This is a genomic window from Ruegeria sp. CDSA034 (assembly GCF_059612275.1).
In genome coordinates this window covers 282,015-300,755 of sequence record NZ_JBXWQH010000003.1, presented here as the reverse complement: position 1 = coordinate 300,755, position 18,741 = coordinate 282,015, and the positions used below count along the sequence as shown (strand labels likewise).

The 18,741-nt window shown below is 57.6% G+C and carries 15 protein-coding genes; 7 read left to right on the top strand and 8 right to left on the bottom strand.

What is annotated here, in order from left to right; translation table 11 throughout:
- Positions 1-8: 8 nt before the first annotated feature.
- Complete coding sequence (locus AC2FLJ_RS08290) at positions 9-1,079, top strand: agmatine deiminase family protein (protein ID WP_496705240.1); 1,071 nt, start codon at positions 9-11, stop codon at positions 1,077-1,079.
- A 26-nt stretch (positions 1,080-1,105) separates the two neighbouring features.
- Here AC2FLJ_RS08290 and ispG read toward each other — a convergent pair whose 3' ends face one another.
- The 3 genes from ispG to hemA all read right to left on the bottom strand — a co-directional run bounded on the left by ispG (position 1,106) and on the right by hemA (position 4,866).
- The gene (gene ispG / locus AC2FLJ_RS08285) at positions 1,106-2,227 is read right to left on the bottom strand and encodes a flavodoxin-dependent (E)-4-hydroxy-3-methylbut-2-enyl-diphosphate synthase (RefSeq protein WP_496696743.1); all 1,122 of its coding nucleotides are present in this window, start codon (positions 2,225-2,227) and stop codon (positions 1,106-1,108) included.
- Positions 2,228-2,298: 71 nt separating this feature from the next.
- On the bottom strand, positions 2,299-3,513 hold the full coding sequence (locus tag AC2FLJ_RS08280) for a helix-turn-helix domain-containing protein (protein ID WP_496696745.1): 1,215 nt from the start codon (positions 3,511-3,513) through the stop codon (positions 2,299-2,301).
- 129 nt (positions 3,514-3,642) lie between these two features.
- Positions 3,643-4,866: a 5-aminolevulinate synthase gene (hemA, locus tag AC2FLJ_RS08275; RefSeq protein ID WP_496705238.1), complete on the bottom strand. Its 1,224-nt coding sequence runs from the start codon at positions 4,864-4,866 to the stop codon at positions 3,643-3,645.
- A gap of 334 nt (positions 4,867-5,200) precedes the next feature.
- Between hemA and AC2FLJ_RS08270 the strand changes: the two genes are divergently transcribed.
- On the top strand, positions 5,201-6,586 hold the full coding sequence (locus AC2FLJ_RS08270) for a dipeptidase (protein WP_282120483.1): 1,386 nt from the start codon (positions 5,201-5,203) through the stop codon (positions 6,584-6,586).
- A 132-nt stretch (positions 6,587-6,718) separates the two neighbouring features.
- On the opposite strand, the gene lpdA is transcribed toward AC2FLJ_RS08270, so the two are convergent.
- Entirely contained in the window at positions 6,719-8,113 is a 1,395-nt protein-coding gene (gene lpdA, locus AC2FLJ_RS08265) for a dihydrolipoyl dehydrogenase (RefSeq protein WP_496696751.1), read from the bottom strand.
- A 216-nt stretch (positions 8,114-8,329) separates the two neighbouring features.
- Here lpdA and AC2FLJ_RS08260 point away from each other — a divergent pair, with 216 nt between their 5' ends.
- Positions 8,330-8,764, top strand: coding sequence for a hypothetical protein (locus tag AC2FLJ_RS08260; RefSeq protein ID WP_496705235.1), 435 nt, complete (start codon positions 8,330-8,332; stop codon positions 8,762-8,764).
- Here AC2FLJ_RS08260 and AC2FLJ_RS08255 read toward each other — a convergent pair.
- From AC2FLJ_RS08255 to AC2FLJ_RS08240, 4 genes are all read right to left on the bottom strand, one after another.
- Positions 8,761-9,339, bottom strand: a complete 579-nt coding sequence (locus tag AC2FLJ_RS08255) for a DUF924 family protein (RefSeq protein ID WP_108860380.1) — start codon at positions 9,337-9,339, stop codon at positions 8,761-8,763. The two genes, AC2FLJ_RS08260 and AC2FLJ_RS08255, sit on opposite strands and share 4 nt — an antisense overlap.
- Positions 9,340-9,448: 109 nt before the next feature.
- Entirely contained in the window at positions 9,449-10,720 is a 1,272-nt protein-coding gene (locus tag AC2FLJ_RS08250; protein WP_058273985.1) for an MFS transporter, read from the bottom strand.
- A gap of 112 nt (positions 10,721-10,832) precedes the next feature.
- Positions 10,833-11,879: a tRNA preQ1(34) S-adenosylmethionine ribosyltransferase-isomerase QueA gene (gene queA / locus AC2FLJ_RS08245; protein WP_496705233.1), complete on the bottom strand. Its 1,047-nt coding sequence runs from the start codon at positions 11,877-11,879 to the stop codon at positions 10,833-10,835.
- Positions 11,880-11,927: 48 nt separating this feature from the next.
- Positions 11,928-15,299 carry a YhdP family protein gene (locus AC2FLJ_RS08240; protein WP_496705231.1) on the bottom strand — a complete coding sequence of 1,124 codons (3,372 nt, stop codon included), beginning with the start codon at positions 15,297-15,299 and terminating at the stop codon, positions 11,928-11,930.
- 80 nt (positions 15,300-15,379) lie between these two features.
- Between AC2FLJ_RS08240 and AC2FLJ_RS08235 the strand changes: the two genes are divergently transcribed.
- From AC2FLJ_RS08235 to AC2FLJ_RS08220, 4 genes are all read left to right on the top strand, one after another.
- Positions 15,380-15,841 carry a peroxiredoxin gene (locus AC2FLJ_RS08235; protein ID WP_496705229.1) on the top strand — a complete coding sequence of 154 codons (462 nt, stop codon included), beginning with the start codon at positions 15,380-15,382 and terminating at the stop codon, positions 15,839-15,841.
- Between the two features lie 85 nt (positions 15,842-15,926).
- Complete coding sequence (locus AC2FLJ_RS08230) at positions 15,927-16,742, top strand: ferritin-like domain-containing protein (protein ID WP_496705413.1); 816 nt, start codon at positions 15,927-15,929, stop codon at positions 16,740-16,742.
- Positions 16,743-16,920: 178 nt separating this feature from the next.
- On the top strand, positions 16,921-18,246 hold the full coding sequence (locus AC2FLJ_RS08225) for a DUF5930 domain-containing protein (RefSeq protein WP_496696758.1): 1,326 nt from the start codon (positions 16,921-16,923) through the stop codon (positions 18,244-18,246).
- On the top strand, positions 18,236-18,736 hold the full coding sequence (locus AC2FLJ_RS08220) for a bactofilin family protein (protein WP_058273990.1): 501 nt from the start codon (positions 18,236-18,238) through the stop codon (positions 18,734-18,736). The genes AC2FLJ_RS08225 and AC2FLJ_RS08220 overlap by 11 nt, the downstream gene beginning before the upstream one ends.
- Positions 18,737-18,741: the final 5 nt, after the last annotated feature.

Sequence of the window (18,741 nt, the reverse complement as noted above, 5' to 3'; positions counted from 1 at the left end):
TTTTCACAATGAAGCGTAGGGAAGTTCTGCTGTCTGGCGGGGCGATTGGGTTAATGAGTGTCACACAGCAACCTTTTGCCCAAGCTGGTTTGGGCTATTTTGTTCCCGCGGAAGAAACACAACACCAACGCACTTTCATGCAGTGGCCGGTAAGCCGCAATGTGTATCCAGATGCCCACTTGCTAGATCTGGTGCAGCAAACGATCGCCGATATTGCCAATGCAATTTCGCCATTTGAACCGGTAACGATGCTGGCTGCAGCCGAATACCATTCGGCAGCGCGTAAAAAACTTTCAACGGAAGTTGAATTGTGGGACGTCCCAACCGAAGACCTTTGGTGCCGGGATTCCGGACCGATCTTTGTGATCTCAGACGCCGGTGACATGGCGATCCGCAAAATCCAGTTCAATGGCTGGGGTGAGAAGCAAGCACACAAACAGGACGCTCGTGTCGCTGGTCGCGTTGCTGAACGACTGGGCCTGCCGCTTCTTCCGTCCGGCCTGAACGGTGAAGGTGGAGGTGTTGAGCAAGACGGGCACGGCCTGCTCATTGCGCATGAAAGCTCATGGCTGAATGACAATCGCAACCCTGGCCAGTCTCGTAACGAGATCGAAGCCAAACTTTTGGCCGCCTACGGAGCAAACCGCATGATTTGGTCCGAGGGTGTTTGGGGCGAAGACATCACCGACTACCACATCGACAGTCTGGCACGCTTTACTGAACCGGGTCGTGTTCTGGTCAACCTTCCCGACGAACCTGATTTTCAGGACCCCTTCCACCTTGCGGCATTGGACACGCATGACCGATTGGTCGCGGAAGGTTTACATGTAGACGTCATTCCGGAACCGGTCAGAAGGCGGGTCAACGATCCAGAGTTCGTGGCATCCTATGCAAACTACTATGTTTGCAATGGCGCGGTCATCATGGCCCAATTCGGTGACAAAGAAACCGACACCATCGCACACGACGCCCTGTCCCGACATTACCCGGGGCGCGAAGTTGTGGCACTAAACGTCGATATTCTAGGCGAACTTGGTGGCGGTATTCACTGCGCAACGCAACAAATGCCCGCCGTCTGAATTGACCCGAGGGTCAGTGACATCAACTATTCCGCCGCCTCAGCCACGGCGTCCAGTTCCGCGGCCTTCTTCTCGACCTCTTCGACGATGTGATCAATCATCTGGTCGTTCGACATCTTGTGGCTGGCCTTACCTGCCAGATAAACCATGCCCGATCCGGCCCCGCCTCCGGTGAAGCCAACATCGGTCATCAGCGCCTCACCGGGGCCGTTCACCACGCAGCCGATAATCGACAGGCTCATCGGCGTTTTGATGTGTTCCAGCCGCTGTTCCAGCGCCTCGACCGTTTTGATCACGTCAAACCCCTGCCGCGCGCAGGACGGGCACGAGATGATGTTCACGCCGCGATGACGCAGGCCCAGAGATTTCAGGATCTCAAAGCCCACCTTTACTTCTTCGACCGGGTCAGCGGACAAGCTGACACGGATCGTGTCGCCAATACCCATCCACAGCAAATTGCCCAGCCCGATGGCCGATTTGATGGTGCCAGAAACCAGCCCGCCAGCCTCGGTGATGCCAAGGTGGATCGGCGCGTCCGTGGCCTCAGCAATGCCCTGATAGGCTGCCGCCGACAGGAAGACGTCGCTGGCCTTCACGCTAATCTTGAACTCGTGAAAGTCGTTGTCCTGCAGGATGCGAATATGCTCCAACCCGCTTTCGACCATCGCCTCGGGACATGGTTCGCCATATTTTTCAAGCAGGTGCTTTTCCAGACTACCGGCGTTCACACCGATGCGGATCGAGCAATTATGGTCCTGCGCGGCCTTGATAACCTCTTTCACACGCTTTTCATCGCCGATATTGCCCGGGTTGATGCGCAGGCATGCGGCACCCGCCTCGGCAGCTTCGATACCGCGGCGATAGTGAAAGTGGATGTCGGCCACGATGGGAACCGGGCTTTCGCGCACGATCTCTTTCAATGCTTTCGATGACGCCTCATCAGGGACGGAAATGCGCACGATATCGGCACCTGCCTCTGCCGCGGCCTGAACCTGCCCAACGGTCCCTGCAACATCCGTTGTCAGGGTGTTCGTCATCGTCTGGACAGCAATGGGTGCATCGCCCCCGACCGGAACATTTCCAACCATGATCTGGCGGGATTTGCGGCGGTAGATATTGCGCCACGGGCGGACGTGATTAAGGGACATGAGGACGGGTCCAAAGCTGCCTGAGTTGCGTCTTTAAATAGTCCGCCTACCCGGCCACCGCAATGGCCAGATCACTCAGCCGGCGTTTCAGGTACTTCCGCCTGAAGTTCGGCCACCAATTGTTTGAGGGCGCTGTTCTGTTCGGATTCCAGATCGGCGATCTCATAGCGCTCGGCAACCGCGTCCTTAGACAGCAGAACACCTTTGGTCACCGTGCCCGGCGCGCCAACAGGTCCGAAATGTTCACCATTCATCGAGAAATAAACGGAACCCGAAGCCCCTGCGCGCAGTTGCGGTGGTTCTTCGGTCAGCGGAATTTCGAATGTATTGCCCTGCTCGACCGTACCCAATGTGCCTTCAAACAGAACGCTTCCATCGGCGGCGCGAATACGCATCCACGATGGCGCAACGGCCACGATTTTCAGTGCGGTATCAACCTGTTCAACAACCTGCGGCAATGCGAGGCGTTCAACTGTGTGCACTTCGGCCACTTCGATCCGGGGCGCCTCTGGCGGGCGGAACGTTCCGACTGTGCGAGGGTCCAATGTGGCAATCGGCGCGTCACGTGCCACAAGAACCGGAACATCCAGCGCCTGTGGGCGATAAAGACGATCCAGCGCTTCGGGGGTCGGTGCTGTGGATTCTGCTGCTTCGGCAAGTTCTAACGGAGCGCGGGCTGCATCCAACGGGTCGAGATCGGACAGAACCACCGGGGCCTGCTCAACCGGGCTCACCTGAACCTGTTGGATTTTGTTCAGAACCGCCCAACCGCCATAGCCAATGCCACCAATCACCGCCAGCAGGACCAGAGACGATCCAATAGCACGGGGCTCAATCTGGCTGACCAGAGATTCCCTGCCTGGGATGTAAGGTGTATTCGGCGAGATGAACGGATCGCGCCCCATCGGACCCCGCGCGGGCAACCCGCCGGATGGTTTACGAACAACCGAAGCCTCGGCTGACATACCATGGGCCACTTCGAAACCGCTTTCGGCGCAGAACGTGGCAAAGGTATCATCCGGGTTCATACCCAGATAACGCGCATAAGAACGCACATACCCGGCGATGAAGCCGGGTGTGTCAAACGCATCGGGATCAGCGTCTTCGATTGCAGCTATGTAGTTGGCTTTGATCCGCAGTTCGCGCTGAACATCCAGAAGAGACTTACCCATGGTCGCGCGTTCGCCGCGCATCCTGTCGCCAAGCCGTACCTCATAGTCGTCAAAGCCCTTCGGCCTGACGTCCGTGTTTTCTTCGGAATCGCGCTGTGATCTGCGCCCAATCATCCCTGCTGCCCCATTCTGCCTTGCGCGTGTTACACGCCAACGGCGAATCGCCTACGTAACGATTCGTGCGTCTCTTTTGTTAGCGTAAGCTTAACACGCGACAAACGCATTGCACACTTTGGCGTGAGGTTAACCTGCAAGTTCGGCGCGATTTAGCGCACAATGTGACCAAAGTTCGTCCATCGCACGGATCAATCGGTTCATTTCACCCGGTCCGTGGATCGGTGACGGGGTAAAACGCAGGCGTTCCGTGCCGCGCGGCACGGTCGGGAAGTTGATCGGCTGGACGTAAATTCCATGGTCATCCAGCAGCCGGTCACTCAGGATTTTGGTGTGTACCGGGTTGCCGACGATCACAGGTACGATGTGGCTGCCGTGATCGATCAACGGTAGGCCCATCCCTTTCAGACGCAGCTTAAGCACCTTGGCCTGTGTCTGATGCTGCTCACGCAACTCTGACGCACCTTTCAGATAGGCCACCGAAGCGGCAGCACCGGCGGCAACGGCCGGAGGCAGCGACGTCGTGAAGATGAAGCCTGGCGCGTAAGAGCGCACAGCGTCACACATTTTTTCACTGGCGGCGATATAGCCCCCCATCACGCCATAGGCCTTGGCAAGTGTTCCGTTGATGATGTCGATGCGATGCGCCAAACGATCGCGTTCGGTCACGCCACCACCGCGCGGGCCGTACATGCCAACAGCGTGCACCTCGTCGATGTAGGTCAGCGCGCCAAATTCATCTGCCAGGTCGCAAATCTCTTCGATCGGGCCGAAATCACCGTCCATCGAATAGACAGATTCGAACGCGATCAGCTTGGGCGCGGTCGGATCGTCGGCCTCAAGCAGTTCGCGCAGATGCGCGACATCGTTGTGGCGGAAGATACGCTTGTCGCCCCCATTGCGGCGCACGCCTTCGATCATTGAAGCATGGTTCAGTGCATCGGAATAAATGATCAGACCGGGGAATAGTTTCGGCAAAGTGCTGAGCGTCGCGTCATTCGCGATATACGCGCTGGTGAACAGCAACGCTGCCTCTTTGCCGTGCAGATCGGCCAGCTCAGCCTCAAGCTGCTTGTGATAGACCGTGGTGCCCGAGATGTTACGCGTTCCGCCCGAACCCGCACCAGCAGCATCAACCGCATCATGCATTGCATTCAGAACAACCGGGTTCTGGCCCATACCCAAATAGTCGTTTCCACACCAAACGGTGATATTCTGCTGCGAGCCGTCCGGACGCGTCCGTACAGCATGCGGGAAATGACCCTTCTGGCGTTCGATATCAATAAAGGTCCGATAACGGCCTTCGTCATGCAGCCTGGCAATCGCTGAATCGAGCTGAGCAGTATAGTCCACCAGTTTCTCCTTCTGTGCCCGACATAGACGTGCTGTTTGTCGAACCCGTTATTTCCCCGGATGGCGGATCAAGCCGTCCCCGCGGTTTGCTTCCCCTTGACTGTCTTGCCTAGCGGCATTGTCAGAGTCGCAGCATTGATCTGTATCAATTATCCCTGTTCACGCCCCCCGACAAGTAAAGTTACGGCCATAAGACGCGAGGAAACGACGCAGGCGATAACCCTGCCACACATTCTGTTTCCGACAGTATACTGCAAATCCTGCCGATACGCACTGGACGGCGCCGCCGGTGCTGATAGGTTCCGCAGCAGTTCACGCCATTCAGGAGAAGCTCATGTCGCTAGACGCTGTTCTGAGCAAGATCGATTCCGATCTGACCACTTCCATCGACCGTTTGATGGAGTTTCTGCGCATCCCGTCGATCTCGACCGACCCCGCATACAAAGAGCAGGTCGACCAGGCCGCTGACTGGCTGGTCGCCGACCTGCAAAGCATTGGCATTGCAGCCGAAAAGCGCGAGACCCCGGGTCACCCGATGGTCGTTGGCCATGTGGGCGAAGACGGCGACGGTCCTCATGTTCTTTTTTATGGCCACTACGACGTCCAACCCGTTGACCCGCTGGAACTTTGGAACCGAGACCCCTTTGATCCCGCTCTGGAAGACACCGAAAATGGTCAGGTCATCCGTGGCCGAGGTTCTTCAGATGATAAGGGTCAGTTGATGACCTTCGTCGAGGCTTGCCGCGCATGGAAAGCCATCCACGGCACTCTGCCCTGCCGCATCACGTTTTTCTTCGAAGGCGAAGAAGAATCCGGCTCGCCCTCGCTGGTTCCGTTCCTGGAAGCCAACAAGGAAGAGTTGAAAGCCGATCTAGCACTGGTCTGCGACACCTCGATGGTCTCGCGTGGCGTGCCCTCCATCGCCTCGCAATTGCGCGGTATGCTCAAGGATGAATTCACCATCATTGGTCCCCGCATCGATCTGCATTCCGGTCACTACGGCGGCCCGGGCCTGAACCCGCTGCGTGAGTTGTCGAAGATCGTCGCCTCGTTCTACGACGACGAAACCGGTCGCGTGGCCGTTGACGGGTTTTACGAAGGTGTACACGAAGTGCCCGTAGAGCAGCTCCGCCAATGGGAAAATTGCGGTTTTGATGAGGCGGAATACCTGAGTTCTGTCGGTTACTCGCAACCGCATGGAGAAAAGGGCTATTCCACACTGGAACAGCAATGGGCACGTCCAACGCTGGAAGTGAACGGCTTGTGGGGCGGCTATAACGGTGCAGGATCGAAAACCGTGATCCCGTCCGAAGCGCACTGCAAGATCACCTGCCGGCTGGTCGGCGACATGGACCCCGATGCCCTGCGCGACAAAGTCCGCAAACATGTCGAAGATCGCCTGTCGCCCGACGCGAAAGTTGTCTGGGACAACGATCTCGAAGGGGCTCCGGCATCGGTGATGAACCTAGATCGCCCCGAATTCGAGGCCGCGCGCGGCGCGTTATCAGATGAGTGGAACCGCGAAGCTGTCTTTACCGGCATGGGCGGTTCGATCCCGGTGGTTGGCTATTTTGATTCGGTTCTCGGACTGGACTCGATGCTCGTCGGCTACGCCAATGACGACGACGCCATCCACTCACCGAACGAAAAGTATGACGTGAAAAGTTTCCACAAGGGCATTCGTTCGTGGGCGCGCATACTGGACGCATTGAATAAATAAGATATTTGCGTGACTCTGCCTCGTGCTCCGTGATGTTTTTAGCCAGATGAAGGAAGGATCCTTCATTCATCTGACCTTTAAATATCCCGGGGGAGACGCCCGGCACGGGCGGCGAGGGCAGAGCCCCCATCCTTACATGTGGATCACGCGCCCGTAGGCGTCCAACACGCTTTCGTGCATCATTTCCGACAGAGTCGGGTGTGGGAAGACAGTGTTCATCAGGTCTTCCTCAGTGGTCTCCAATTGCCGTCCCACTACGTAGCCTTGAATCAACTCAGTAACTTCCGCGCCGATCATATGTGCCCCTAGCAATTCACCTGTCTTGGCGTCGAAAATCGTTTTGATCAGGCCCTCGGATTCACCCAACGCTATGGCTTTGCCGTTGCCGATAAACGGGAACTTTCCAACCTTGATGTCATAGCCAAGCTCTTTCGCCTTGGCTTCGGTGTACCCCACCGATGCGACCTGAGGCTGACAGTAGGTGCAGCCGGCGATGCTTTCGGGTTTCACTGGATGAGCGTGTTTACCGGCAATTAGTTCCGCGACCATGACACCTTCATGGCTGGCTTTGTGCGCCAGCCAGGGCGCGCCTGCGATATCACCAATTGCGTAAAGTCCGTCGACACCTGTGCGGCAGAATTCATCCGTGACGACATGGGTACGGTCAATCTTAACGCCCAAGGCCTCTAGCCCAAGGTTTTCGACATTGCCGACAATCCCTACTGCCGAGATCACGGTGTCAAAATCGTGCTTTTCGACCTTGCCCTTAACCTCAATATGCGCCGTGACCTTACCCTTGGCGCGGTCCAGTTGCTTGACCATCGCCTTTTCCATGATGGTCATGCCTTGTTTGGTAAAGGCCTTCTTGGCCAGCGCGCTGATTTCTGCGTCCTCGACCGGCAGGACCCGGTCCATAACCTCGACCACGGTCGTGTCTGCGCCCAACGTATTATAGAAGCTGGCGAACTCGATTCCGATTGCGCCAGACCCGATCACCAACAGCTTTTTTGGCATCCGCGGCGGCTGGAGTGCGTGCTTGTAGGTCCATACCAGATCGCCATCCGCTTCCAATCCGGGCAGTTCCCGCGCCCGTGCACCGGTGGCCAGAACGATGTTCTTGGCGGTCAGTTCCTCGGTACCTTTGTCCGTTTTGACGGTGACCTTGCCTTTTGCAGGGATCGTTGCCGCGCCCATGACCACGGTAACTTTGTTCTTTTTCAACAAATGACCGATGCCGCCCGACAACTGCGCCGCAACGCCGCGAGAACGCTTGACGACCGCATCCAGATCAAAGCCAATCTTGTCAGCGCTCAGGCCAAAATCCTTCGCGCGCTCCATCAGATGGAACACTTCGGACGTTCGCAGCAGCGCCTTGGTCGGGATACAGCCCCAGTTCAGACAGATACCGCCCAAATGCTCGCGTTCGACCACGGCGGTCTTCAGGCCCAGCTGAGCCGCACGGATAGCGGCCACGTAGCCACCGGGACCGGCGCCAATTACGATCAGATCAAAAGATTGTGCTGCCATGTTTCCCTCTCGGCGCAGGTCGATTCAGAAATTAGTTTACCATTAAACTAATCTCCTGAATGCATCAACATATTGCTCCCGCGACAAAACAGACGCAGGGTAAACTGGCGCGGTATGCGCTGTTTTCAGCCTATACCGCGCGTGATCCTATGGCTAGAAGATACGCACCGGGCCTGTCCGGACTTTGTGAAACCCAAGTCATTCGAAAGGCTTACCATGGCCAAAACGCTTAAAGATCTGTTGCTTGCCGTGCTGAATGCAACGCTTATCCTGATTGCACTATGCCTGTTTCTGGGGTGGAAGCTGGCTTCTACAGTCGACGACATTACCGTCAAGTTTGCCGAGAAGGTCCAGATCGTAGCGCCCCTGAAGGAAGACGTTCAAGGGATACGCGGTGAACTGACGGCATTGCGCAGCGACCTGTCATCCCTTCAGCTTAGCGGAACAGCAGCCGATAGTGCCACCGCCCAAAAACTGTCTGAAGCTTTGGAAAAGCTGAATGATTTAGAGAATAACCTGCAAGCTGCGCAGGCGAGAATAGCCGAGTTGACCGAAGCCCCGGACCAGTTAATCAACACTGCAATTGAAAATTCGGCCGACATTTTTGCCGACCGGATCATTGCAATCCGAGGCTGCGAGCCGGCGTCCTAGCCGGCTGTCTGCAGCTCGCGCACGGTCGCGCCGTATCCGCCCATGTCGACATAGGCGGCCTCGTGCTCGGTCATTGGGCGCGAGAGAGCGTCGTTGCGATAAGGGAACCGACCGAACTTGCGGATCACTTCGCGATGCGCCCTTGCGTGCAACAGGTTGCCGTCGTCGCCATCGGTCATGTTTTGACACATCAGGCGCACACAGCGTTCCTGGTCACACAGGTTTTCCGAATGCATCAATGGAAGATAAAAGAACTGGCGGGCCGGTTCGTCGATCTTCATATCCCACCCTTTGTCCACCGCACATTTCGCTGCTGACAACGCCGCGCGGTCTGAGGCGAAGGCCTCAGCGCTTCCTCGGAACATGTTGCGTGGAAACTGATCCATCAGGATGATGTACGCCAATGCACCGCTGGGATAGGTCAGCCAGAGAGAGAACTTGCCTTCACTCGCAGCCTCCCATGTGGTCAGGAACCTTTCGCGGATTTCTGCATCCAATGCGTCATCCTGCAGATACCAACCCTTGGGACCAACCTCATCTAACCAAAAACTCAATACATCTTCAGGACTTGCCATGCCCTTAACTCCGTCGTGTTTCCCCCCCAAGGGACTTAAATTCATTTAAGTGTGTTTTACAGAATTGTAACAGTAAATTATTGCAACACTTGCGACATAAATTCGTGTTCTAGGCAACATCTTGCGTTTCCTGCTCGGCTTCTGCGGCCTCAATGGCCACCTCCTGCGCCAATTCCATCACAACCGGAGACGCCGTTGGATAGAGCGGCGACATGGTGCCTGTTTCGTCGACCGGGATCGCCGCGCGCTGGGTCATACGGTAAAGCGCATAGCCAGCCATAACGACCAGCAGTATTGCGATGAAAAGGAAAAAGCCCGGAGGTCCAAAGACCGCATCCCCCATGAGCCAACCGGTGATCAACGGGCCCGCAATGGCCCCCATGCCGTTGATGAACAAAAGACCCCCTGACGCTGCGGCCATGTCTTCGTGTTCCAGAAAGTCATTAGCGTGCGCAATCAGCAGTGAATACAGAGGGTTTGACATACCGCCGATCACAAAGGCCGCGCCCAGCAGGATTGGAAACGTCACACCGAACACCAAGCCCACAACTGCTGCGCAGCTGCCGACCCCTGCAACAAGCATAATCAGGAAACGGCGATCCATGCGGTCGGACATCCATCCCAATGGATACTGCAAGACCAGAGCACCGATATAGAATGCGGCAATAAAAGTCGAAATCTCGACCAGCGTCAGACCCGCGCGGGCACCGTATACCGACGCCATCCCGAACTGTGCAGAGAAAACGCCGCCCAGAAGAAACATGCCAACACAGCCCAAGGGCGAATATCCGAACAATTCGCGCAAAGTCATCGGTTTGGTAGTGTCAAACGCAGGTGTCGGTGAGATCGACAAGAGAATGGGCGCAAAAGAGACCGAAACCAGTATGGAGGCGATTACAAAGGTATCGAACCCGGCCGGGTCGCCCAAAAGAACCAAACCTTGAGCGCTGATGATGCCTGTCATCTGGAAGATCATGTAAAGAGACAGTGCCTGGCCGCGATTTTCGTTGCTGGCAGCATTGTTGAGCCAGCTTTCCGCAGTGACGTACACTCCGGAAAAACAGAACCCGATCACGACACGGCCCAGAATCCAGATAACCGGGTCGGTCATCAACGGATACATGATCATCACGGCAGAAATGAACGATGCCAGTGCCGCGAAGACCCGCACATGTCCGACACGTCGGATCATTTCGGGTGCAAGTCGTGATCCACCCAGGAAACCAACGAAATAGGCTGACATGACGAATGACATCTGAAGGGTCGAAAACCCCTCGATCTCGCCCCGGACACCCAGGATCGTACCCTGTAGGCCGTTTCCGACCATCAACAGGCCCATACCAAGCAATAGCGCCCATGCGCTGGAAAGGACCTGAATCATTGGGGCCTCCGAAAAATTCCGACCAAGACTGTGACACCGTTTTGCAATCAAAAACGGCTTTGGTCATGCTTGTCTACGACATTGAAAAGATTCGATCCCGACAACACGTCCCTTACGGGATCAAAAGCGACGCATCCCCGTAAGAGAAGAACCGGTATTTCTGTTCAATCGCATGCGCGTACACCTTCCGCATTCGCTCCTGCCCCATCAGGGCCGACACCAGCATCAACAAGGTGGATTTCGGCAGGTGGAAATTGGTCATCAAGGCGTCGGTCACATGAAATTCGAAACCGGGATATATGAAGATATCGGTCTCACCTTCCCATGGTTCGATCTGGCCCGGCCGGCTGGCACTTTCGATCAGACGCAGCGCGGTAGTGCCCACCGGGATGACCCTGCCCCCTGCGGCTTTGGTCTCTCGGATCTCTTGCGCGGCGGCGGCGCTGACACTGCCCCATTCGGCGTGCATTTTGTGGGTCGTCACGTCCTCAACCTTGACCGGCAGAAAGGTGCCCGCGCCCACATGCAGCGTGACATGAGTGACTGCGACGCCGCGCGCGCCCAGCGCCTGCATCAACGCCTCATCAAAGTGCAGCGACGCCGTCGGGGCGGCAACTGCACCGGAATTGCGGGCCCAGATTGTCTGATAGTCCGTCTTGTCCTGCTCATCCGCAGGCCGCTTGGCGGCGATGTAGGGCGGCAGAGGCATTGCACCGGCCTGTTCCAACGCAGCATCAAAATCGTCGCCCGACAGATTGAACCGCAGATAGCCTTGCCCGTCCTCAACCCGCTCCAGCGTGGCGCTCAGATGATCCGAGAACTGAATGTCTTCGCCCAGCTTCACTTTCTTCAGCGGTTTGATCAGGGCCGCCCATGTGCCATCAGCCTGCGGGTCCAGCAAAGTCGCCTCGATTGCAGCAGACACCGGTCCTTGCGCACTGTCGCGATGGCGCCGTCCGTTCAGACGTGCGGGGATGACGCGCGTGTCGTTTAGCACCAATCTGTCACCCGGCTGCAACCAGTCGGGTAGATCAAAAACATGCGCATCCGAGATCGCGTCACCTTCGGCCACCAGCAGGCGCGCGGATGAGCGCGGGCTGGCGGGACGTGTGGCAATCCGGTCTTCGGGCAGATGGAAGTCAAAATCGCTGAGTTTCATAGCCGCGCCATACAATTCCGCATCGGAATCAGCAACAGCCCATCCGGGTCAATTGTCCCGTGGTGGAGAGCCAAAGGTCTTTTTGGGCTCATCCGGCTTTCTCGGCAGCGCGTTGGGGCCATCTGATACAGTCGGGGCCGGTGCGCGCAGTAAATTTCGTAGGAACAATGGTGCAAGGCCAGACAGCGGATTTACGGAAACCTTTGGCTTCGTAAGCGGCCCGGTCAGGCTGTAGTTGAACCCGATGACCCCCTCGCCTTTTTTTGTGAAAACACTTCCGATCGCGTTCACCAGATAGATCGGAGAGATCGCGCCACGCAGGTTTAGCATGCCCGCAACCGTGTCGATCGTGCCGTCAAAGGACAAGCCGATGGACGGGCCAACGGCGCTTCCACTGAGGACTTTGATTTCGGTCGGGGTGATCCGTATGCGGCTATCGATAGTCGAGAAAAAGATCCCCTGCCCGGTCATCTCGTCCAAAAGTCCAACAAGACTGATCGCGTCTAACAGCGCGGCCATTGCGGGTGCGTCGGTAATGCGTGTGTTTAATATCTTGAGGATCACATCATAATTCCCCGGCGCGCTGACCGGTTCCAGTTGCAGATCCAAACTGCCGCCACGCGCCTGAGTGATCACACCAGCTGACCGTAGGACGGCCCCTGCGTCCTTCGACTTTATGTTCACGGCGCTACCGCTGTCGCGCGGGCTCACCTGACCGCTGACCGCCGTGCCGCCGTTTACATTTGCCGTAAAGGTGCCGTTCACCCCGCCTGTGGTTTGAAACGCGCCCCGGAACCCGGTCAGTGCAATGTCTTCGGTCACCTGCAGGCGGTCCAACAGAACATCGATCCTTGGACCGGGGCCTGACCCTCCTCCGCCACCGCCCTCGCCGAAGGTTGCGCGACCCAGATTCATGACACCGCCCTGAACGACGATATTGGGGACAGGTCCGCCGGTGTTGATCAGTTCGGCCGGCACCGCCAGCCAGTTGCCCAGATCAAACGAACTGAACCGTATCCGGTCAAAGGCACCCCCGTCCCGGAAGAAGATCGAGGCTTTAGTGCGCAGCCCCGCGACATCAAGCGTCAGATCATCCACGCCGGCCTTGTCACCTAACGTGGCGTCCAGTGTCATTTTACCAGTCGCAGCTGTCCCTTTGCGCCAGCCAAGTTCGGGAATCGCCATTCCGACCCCGGCGAGGTCCGAGGTCGCAGAGAGTGTGACCGGTTCATCCGCGCCGATTCCAACGGTGATATCCGCTGTGCCTTTCCCAGTCAGCATGCCCGGCGGCAGCGGCACCTTCAGCTCGTTCATCAGCAACGGCGACAGTTCGATCTGGCCCGTCAGTTCGCTGCGTTGAGGCCCCTCTCCGCCAATGGGCTGACGCCACGCGACCTGCATCGGCACTTGGCCGAACAAGCCATAGCCGTCGATCTCTACCTCGGTCTGATTGCCGGACAGGTTCAAAAGGTCAGCGCTGACCGAATAGTCAGGTACAAGTTTGTCGCTTTGCACATTGTCGATTTCACCGGTGTAGTGGAATTCGGTGTCGTGAAACTTCAGCCCCTTTTTCAGCGGCAATGACAATGTGCCTGACAAGCTTACGTCACCAGCCGCCAGATCGACCGGCAAGTTGGCTTTGGACATCAGGCTTAGTGGTGGTCGGTCCAGCAGCGATAAGGCGGCCTCGACGCTGCCGCGCGCCTCGATCCGAGCAATCGCCGGTGTTCCGCCCTTGGCAGTTGTATCCGGGATGATGAACGAGGTTCCCGAGGCATCCACCGCGCCACCCTGATCGGCGATGACAACCCCTTTTTCAGCCGTGACGGTAAAGCGATCTTTCAGCAGGCTAAGCCGGCCCCGCCCGTCCTGGATCAGCGGCAAGGTCTTGGCAAACCTGATCTTGGCCTCATCGAACCCAAGGCCCAAATAGAGGTCCGGCTTACTGCCCGGATGCAAGCGTAGTGAAAACTCCACATCCGAAAACTGACCTTCGAACAGGTTTTCCGACACCCATTTCCGCGGGTTCGGCGCCAATCTTTCAGGCCAGTATCGCAACAGGTTCTCGGACCCCATCTTGTCCAGTTGCGCATCAAACGCGGCATCCCAGCCGTCGGGCTGGCCGATCAACCTGCCCGTTGCGTGCAATTCGTGCAGCGCATCGGTGATGGTTAACTGCCCCAGCTGCAGCTCGAACGGAGCCAGTTTGAGTTGAAAATCCACGTCCGCCCGCGCCGTTTCCAGCGATTCCGGGAACAGACCACCGGGGTAGATATCGATACTGTTCAGGGTCAGCTGTGACGTCAGGCTTTCAAGAACACCGTTTTCGACCCCGTTCAAATAGGCTTTGCCTTCGGCCTGCACGGCCCCCACATCGGACACGACCGAGGCCTCGTTGAATTCCAGAACATGACGCGCAGGGTCATAGGTGAAATAAGCGCGCGCGGATTCGAACCCGATCGGGCGCGTCTCGGGTCTGGGCTGCAGGACACCCTCGCCCAGGTTCAACGTCGCAAAAAGCGGACCCAGCGCGGCCTGCCCATCTACACTGCCCCGTAACGCGCCGGAAATCGGAGCATTGAGCACCTGCAACCACGCCAGTGCAACGCTTTGGGTGGCAATGTCTTCCGAGGGAAGATCGGTGATCGAAACCCCAAAACTCGCCTGAGGGGTACCAAGCACACTGGTATAGTTCGCCTCGATCGTGCTGGCGTAGTCGCGCCCGGTCAGCACCGAAAACCCGGTCGCCAGCCGCATTTCATCACCGTCCCGGATAATCGAGATATGCCCGCCGTCAAACACCCAGGCCCGCCCCAGCCGCAGATCCTGATAGTCCAACGTCAGCGATTCCAGATCGACCGCCCGCAATCCTGACAGAAACGGGGACAGGAACACATCATCCGATTCCTCGATAAGCTGCGCCAGCGTCGGGGCCTTTTGCACCGGGGCACTGCCTGCCCCAACTGTCAGCGACAGCGCACCGTCCTCACCACGGGTCAAAGCAATCTGCGCGCCCAGCATAGTGATCCGCCGCGGTCTGATCTTACCGCGCAGCAATTCGCGCATCGACAGGCGTGTCCGCAAATCCGATATCTGAGCGATCTGATGACCCGCTGCATCGCTGATGGTCACATCCGTCAATCGGATTCGCGGGCGCCACTTATCGTTTACGATAAAGCTGGCGTCCCCAAAGGTGAATTTCAAACCGCCAAGGCTGCGTTCAAGGCGCGCTTCTACTTTCTGCGTGACCCATTCCGGCGCGTGCAGCTGTTTTCCGATCAGAAAGAACCAGCCCGCTCCGACCATCAGGCACATTAAAAGCAGGGTTCCAATGCTCCAGCGCGCGGCGATACGACGGCGAGACCGGCGGCGGACAGGCGTCTCGGGCCGGTCGCCACTTGCGTCTTCGTGCTGAGCCAATTTTTTATCCAAGTCTTTCAACCCGCTCGCGTCGCCCTATTATGCCGGGCAGCACTTAAAATCCTTTAGCGGAGTTTCCAATGCCCGACGTGACAGACATCGCCCCTGATTTCACATTACCCCGCGACGGCGGCGGCGAAGTGACCCTTTCGGACCTGCGCGGCGGTGCCGTCGTTCTGTTTTTCTATCCCCGCGATGATACGCCGGGCTGCACCAAGGAATCCATCGGTTTCTCGGAACAACTTCAGGCCTTTGCCGATGCGGGTGCTCAAGTTTTTGGCATCTCGCGGGACAGCGTCGCCAAGCACGACAAATTTGTCGCCAAGCACAGCCTGACGACCCCGCTGTTGTCGGACGAAGCGTCTTCGGTCTGCGAGGACTATGGCGTCTGGGTTGAAAAGAACATGTACGGCAAGAAATCCATGGGAATTCAGCGCGCGACCTTCCTGATCGACGGCGAAGGCAAGATCGCCAGGGTCTGGCGCAAGGTCAAAGTCCCCGGCCATGTGGACGAAGTGCTTGCGGCGGTGCGCAGCCTGTAATCCTCTCGACCACGGTCGTCATCCGGTTTAAGAGCCGTCCACCTCAATCAGCGGAGACAACGCGGTGCCCAAAACACTGGCTCAGATGGCGACCGAAGTCCTGACAACAGCGGATGGTCGGGAAAAAACTGCCCTGTCCAAACGCCACGCTGCCGCCTGGTTCGCTTCGCGCAAGGGCGACGCGCCTGAGATTGAGGTGGGGACTGCTACTCCGCCGCTGAGCCCTGCCCGCCCGGAAAAGCCCGAACTGCTGTCGCCGCGTGAGGTTCCAAAGCGCAAGCCCGGAACCGAGGCGGGGCGTATCGCCCTGCTTCACGCAGTTGCGCATATTGAGCTGAACGCCGTTGACCTGCATTGGGATATCATCGCGCGATTTGGCCACGTGCCGATGCCGATCGGGTTCTACGATGACTGGGTCAAAAGTGCCGAGGAAGAATCGCGGCATTTTGAGATGGTCTGTGACTGCCTGGAAAGCATGGGCAGCTACTATGGCGCCCTACCCGCGCATGCTGGAATGTGGCGCGCGGCCGAAGACACTGCCGAAGACCTGATGGGACGGCTGGCGGTTGTCCCCATGGTGCTTGAGGCGCGCGGGTTGGACGTGACACCCGGCATGATCAACATATTCCGCAAGGCAAAGGCCGAACAGGCAATCGCCGCGCTCGAGGTCATCTATGCCGAAGAAGTGGGGCACGTGGCTTATGGATCAAAATGGTTCCATTTCCTGTGTGGGCGTGAAAACACGGATCCCAAGGATGTGTTTCACCAATTGGTGCGCCAGTATTTCCATGGCGTCCTGAAGCCCCCGTTTAACGAAGAAAAACGGGCCGAGGCCGGGCTGCCGCCGGATTTCTACTGGCCTCTGACGGAAGACTTGCCATTGCCGGGACAGACCCAATAACGGGCTCAAGTTGAAGGTATCGGCAATTTCTCGCCTAGAATCGGCGGCAAAAACCAGTAACGCAGGGTCGGTAAGTTAACAAACTTGCCCAAAACAAATTGCCGCTTTATGCACTTCGCCCAAGGGACGGCTATCACTCACGACCGATCCCGATCTTGGGGATGGAGAGGTGAGACGCGTGAGAACACGTCTGGCAATTAAATTACATTCATTGTTTGAGCGGCATTTTCCCGAACGCCGTGTCTTTCTGAAATCAGACAATGATACGCGATTCATTCGGCTAAGCTCGGAAACGCAAGTTGTCGCCGTCGCTGGCGTTGCACTGTTCGTGGGTTGGACAGCCGTTGCGACCGCGATCCTTCTGATGGACAGCATCGGGTCGGGCAACTTCCGGGAACAGGCAAAACGCGATCAGGCGACCTATCAGGAACGTCTGAATATCATGTCCGCAGAACGGGACGTGCGCGCGCAAGAGGCTCTGGCAGCTCAGGACCGGTTCAACGCAGCGCTTGAGCAGATTTCGGCCATGCAGTCGGAACTGCTGGCGTCGGAAAACCGCCGCCGCGAGCTTGAGACCGGGATTGAGGTTATCCAGACCACGCTGCGCGCCACCATGAAACAGCGCGAAGAAGCTCGGACAGAGCTGGTCAAGCTTGAGCAGGAAGCGGGCGAAGGCGACATGTACATGGCCGCCGTTGCCAACCCCGAGCAGATGAACTTTATGACCGAGGCGCTGTCCCGCACCGCCGAGGAACGCGATCAGATTGCCGCCAATGCGAAGGACGCGCTGGAACAGCGTGACGATCTTGAGTTGGAAATCCGGCTGATGCAGGAACGCAGCGACGAGATCTTCCGCCAGTTGGAAGAGGCGATGGTGATCTCGGTCGAACCACTGGACAAGATGTTCCGTCAGGCCGGCATGCCCACCGACCGCATCATCGAAGAAGTTCGCCGCGGCTATAGCGGCATGGGCGGCCCCCTAACCCCTATCTCTTTTAGCACGCGCGGTGAGGAACTGACCCCCGACGAGATCCGCGCAAATACTCTGTTGCAACAGATGGATCAGTTGAACCTGTATCGAATTGCAGCAGAGAAAGCGCCGTTTGCAAGCCCCGTCAATTCCGTCGTGCGATTCACGAGCGGTTACGGGACGCGCCGCGACCCCAAGACAGGTGGTCGCCGCATGCATAACGGCGCCGATTTCGCCGGTGCCCATGGCACCGACATTTTTGCCACCGCCGACGGTGTGGTCACCCATGCCGGCTGGCAGTCCGGGTTTGGACGGCTGGTAAAAATCAAGCACGCGTTCGGAATTGAGACACTTTATGCCCATAACACGAAGATACGCGTGAAGGTTGGTCAAAGGGTCTCGCGCGGGGATCATATTGCTGATATGGGTAGCACCGGACGGTCGACCGGCACGCACCTGCACTATGAAGTTCGCGTGAACGGAAAACCTGTTAACCCAATGACTTACATCAAGGCTGCGAGAAATGTTTTCTAAGAGCAAAATCAACGAGCCCTCGTCCACTGCACCCGAGGCGGCAAAACCCGCTGCACCGGCGACACCGGCGGCCCCTGCACCGGCAGAAAACAAGGCCAGCACCGCGCCCAAGCCCAAGCCACCGGCATCGGTTCTGTCTTCGGACCTGCACATCACGGGCAACCTGAAGACCTCGGGCGATATCCAGGTCGAAGGCACTGTCGAAGGCGACATCCGTGCGCATCTGCTGACAATCGGTGAGACCGCCACCATCAAAGGCGAAGTCACTGCCGATGACGTCGTGATTAACGGCCGCATCGTGGGCCGTGTCCGTGGCTTGAAAGTTCGCCTGACCTCGTCCGCACGTGTCGAAGGCGACATCATCCACAAGACCATCGCGATCGAAAGCGGCGCGCATTTCGAAGGATCGGTTCAGCGTCAGGACGACCCCCTGAACCCGGGCCGCAGCGGCAAAGCGGGCGCGAACCCGGCAGCCGAGGTCAAGCAGTAACGCGG

What these genes read in the sequence shown, in the direction of transcription:
- queA (WP_496705233.1), bottom strand. Translation starts at nt 11,879, where the DNA reads ATGAAACTCAGCGATTTTGACTTCCATCTGCCCGAAGACCGGATTGCC.
- AC2FLJ_RS08250 (WP_058273985.1), bottom strand. Translation starts at nt 10,720, where the DNA reads ATGATTCAGGTCCTTTCCAGCGCATGGGCGCTATTGCTTGGTATGGGC.
- AC2FLJ_RS08220 (WP_058273990.1), top strand. Translation starts at nt 18,236, where the DNA reads ATGTTTTCTAAGAGCAAAATCAACGAGCCCTCGTCCACTGCACCCGAG.
- lpdA (WP_496696751.1), bottom strand. Translation starts at nt 8,113, where the DNA reads ATGGCAGCACAATCTTTTGATCTGATCGTAATTGGCGCCGGTCCCGGT.
- AC2FLJ_RS08260 (WP_496705235.1), top strand. Translation starts at nt 8,330, where the DNA reads ATGGCCAAAACGCTTAAAGATCTGTTGCTTGCCGTGCTGAATGCAACG.
- ispG (WP_496696743.1), bottom strand. Translation starts at nt 2,227, where the DNA reads ATGTCCCTTAATCACGTCCGCCCGTGGCGCAATATCTACCGCCGCAAA.
- AC2FLJ_RS08290 (WP_496705240.1), top strand. Translation starts at nt 9, where the DNA reads ATGAAGCGTAGGGAAGTTCTGCTGTCTGGCGGGGCGATTGGGTTAATG.
- AC2FLJ_RS08280 (WP_496696745.1), bottom strand. Translation starts at nt 3,513, where the DNA reads ATGATTGGGCGCAGATCACAGCGCGATTCCGAAGAAAACACGGACGTC.
- AC2FLJ_RS08270 (WP_282120483.1), top strand. Translation starts at nt 5,201, where the DNA reads ATGTCGCTAGACGCTGTTCTGAGCAAGATCGATTCCGATCTGACCACT.
- AC2FLJ_RS08255 (WP_108860380.1), bottom strand. Translation starts at nt 9,339, where the DNA reads ATGGCAAGTCCTGAAGATGTATTGAGTTTTTGGTTAGATGAGGTTGGT.
- AC2FLJ_RS08230 (WP_496705413.1), top strand. Translation starts at nt 15,927, where the DNA reads ATGGCGACCGAAGTCCTGACAACAGCGGATGGTCGGGAAAAAACTGCC.
- AC2FLJ_RS08235 (WP_496705229.1), top strand. Translation starts at nt 15,380, where the DNA reads ATGCCCGACGTGACAGACATCGCCCCTGATTTCACATTACCCCGCGAC.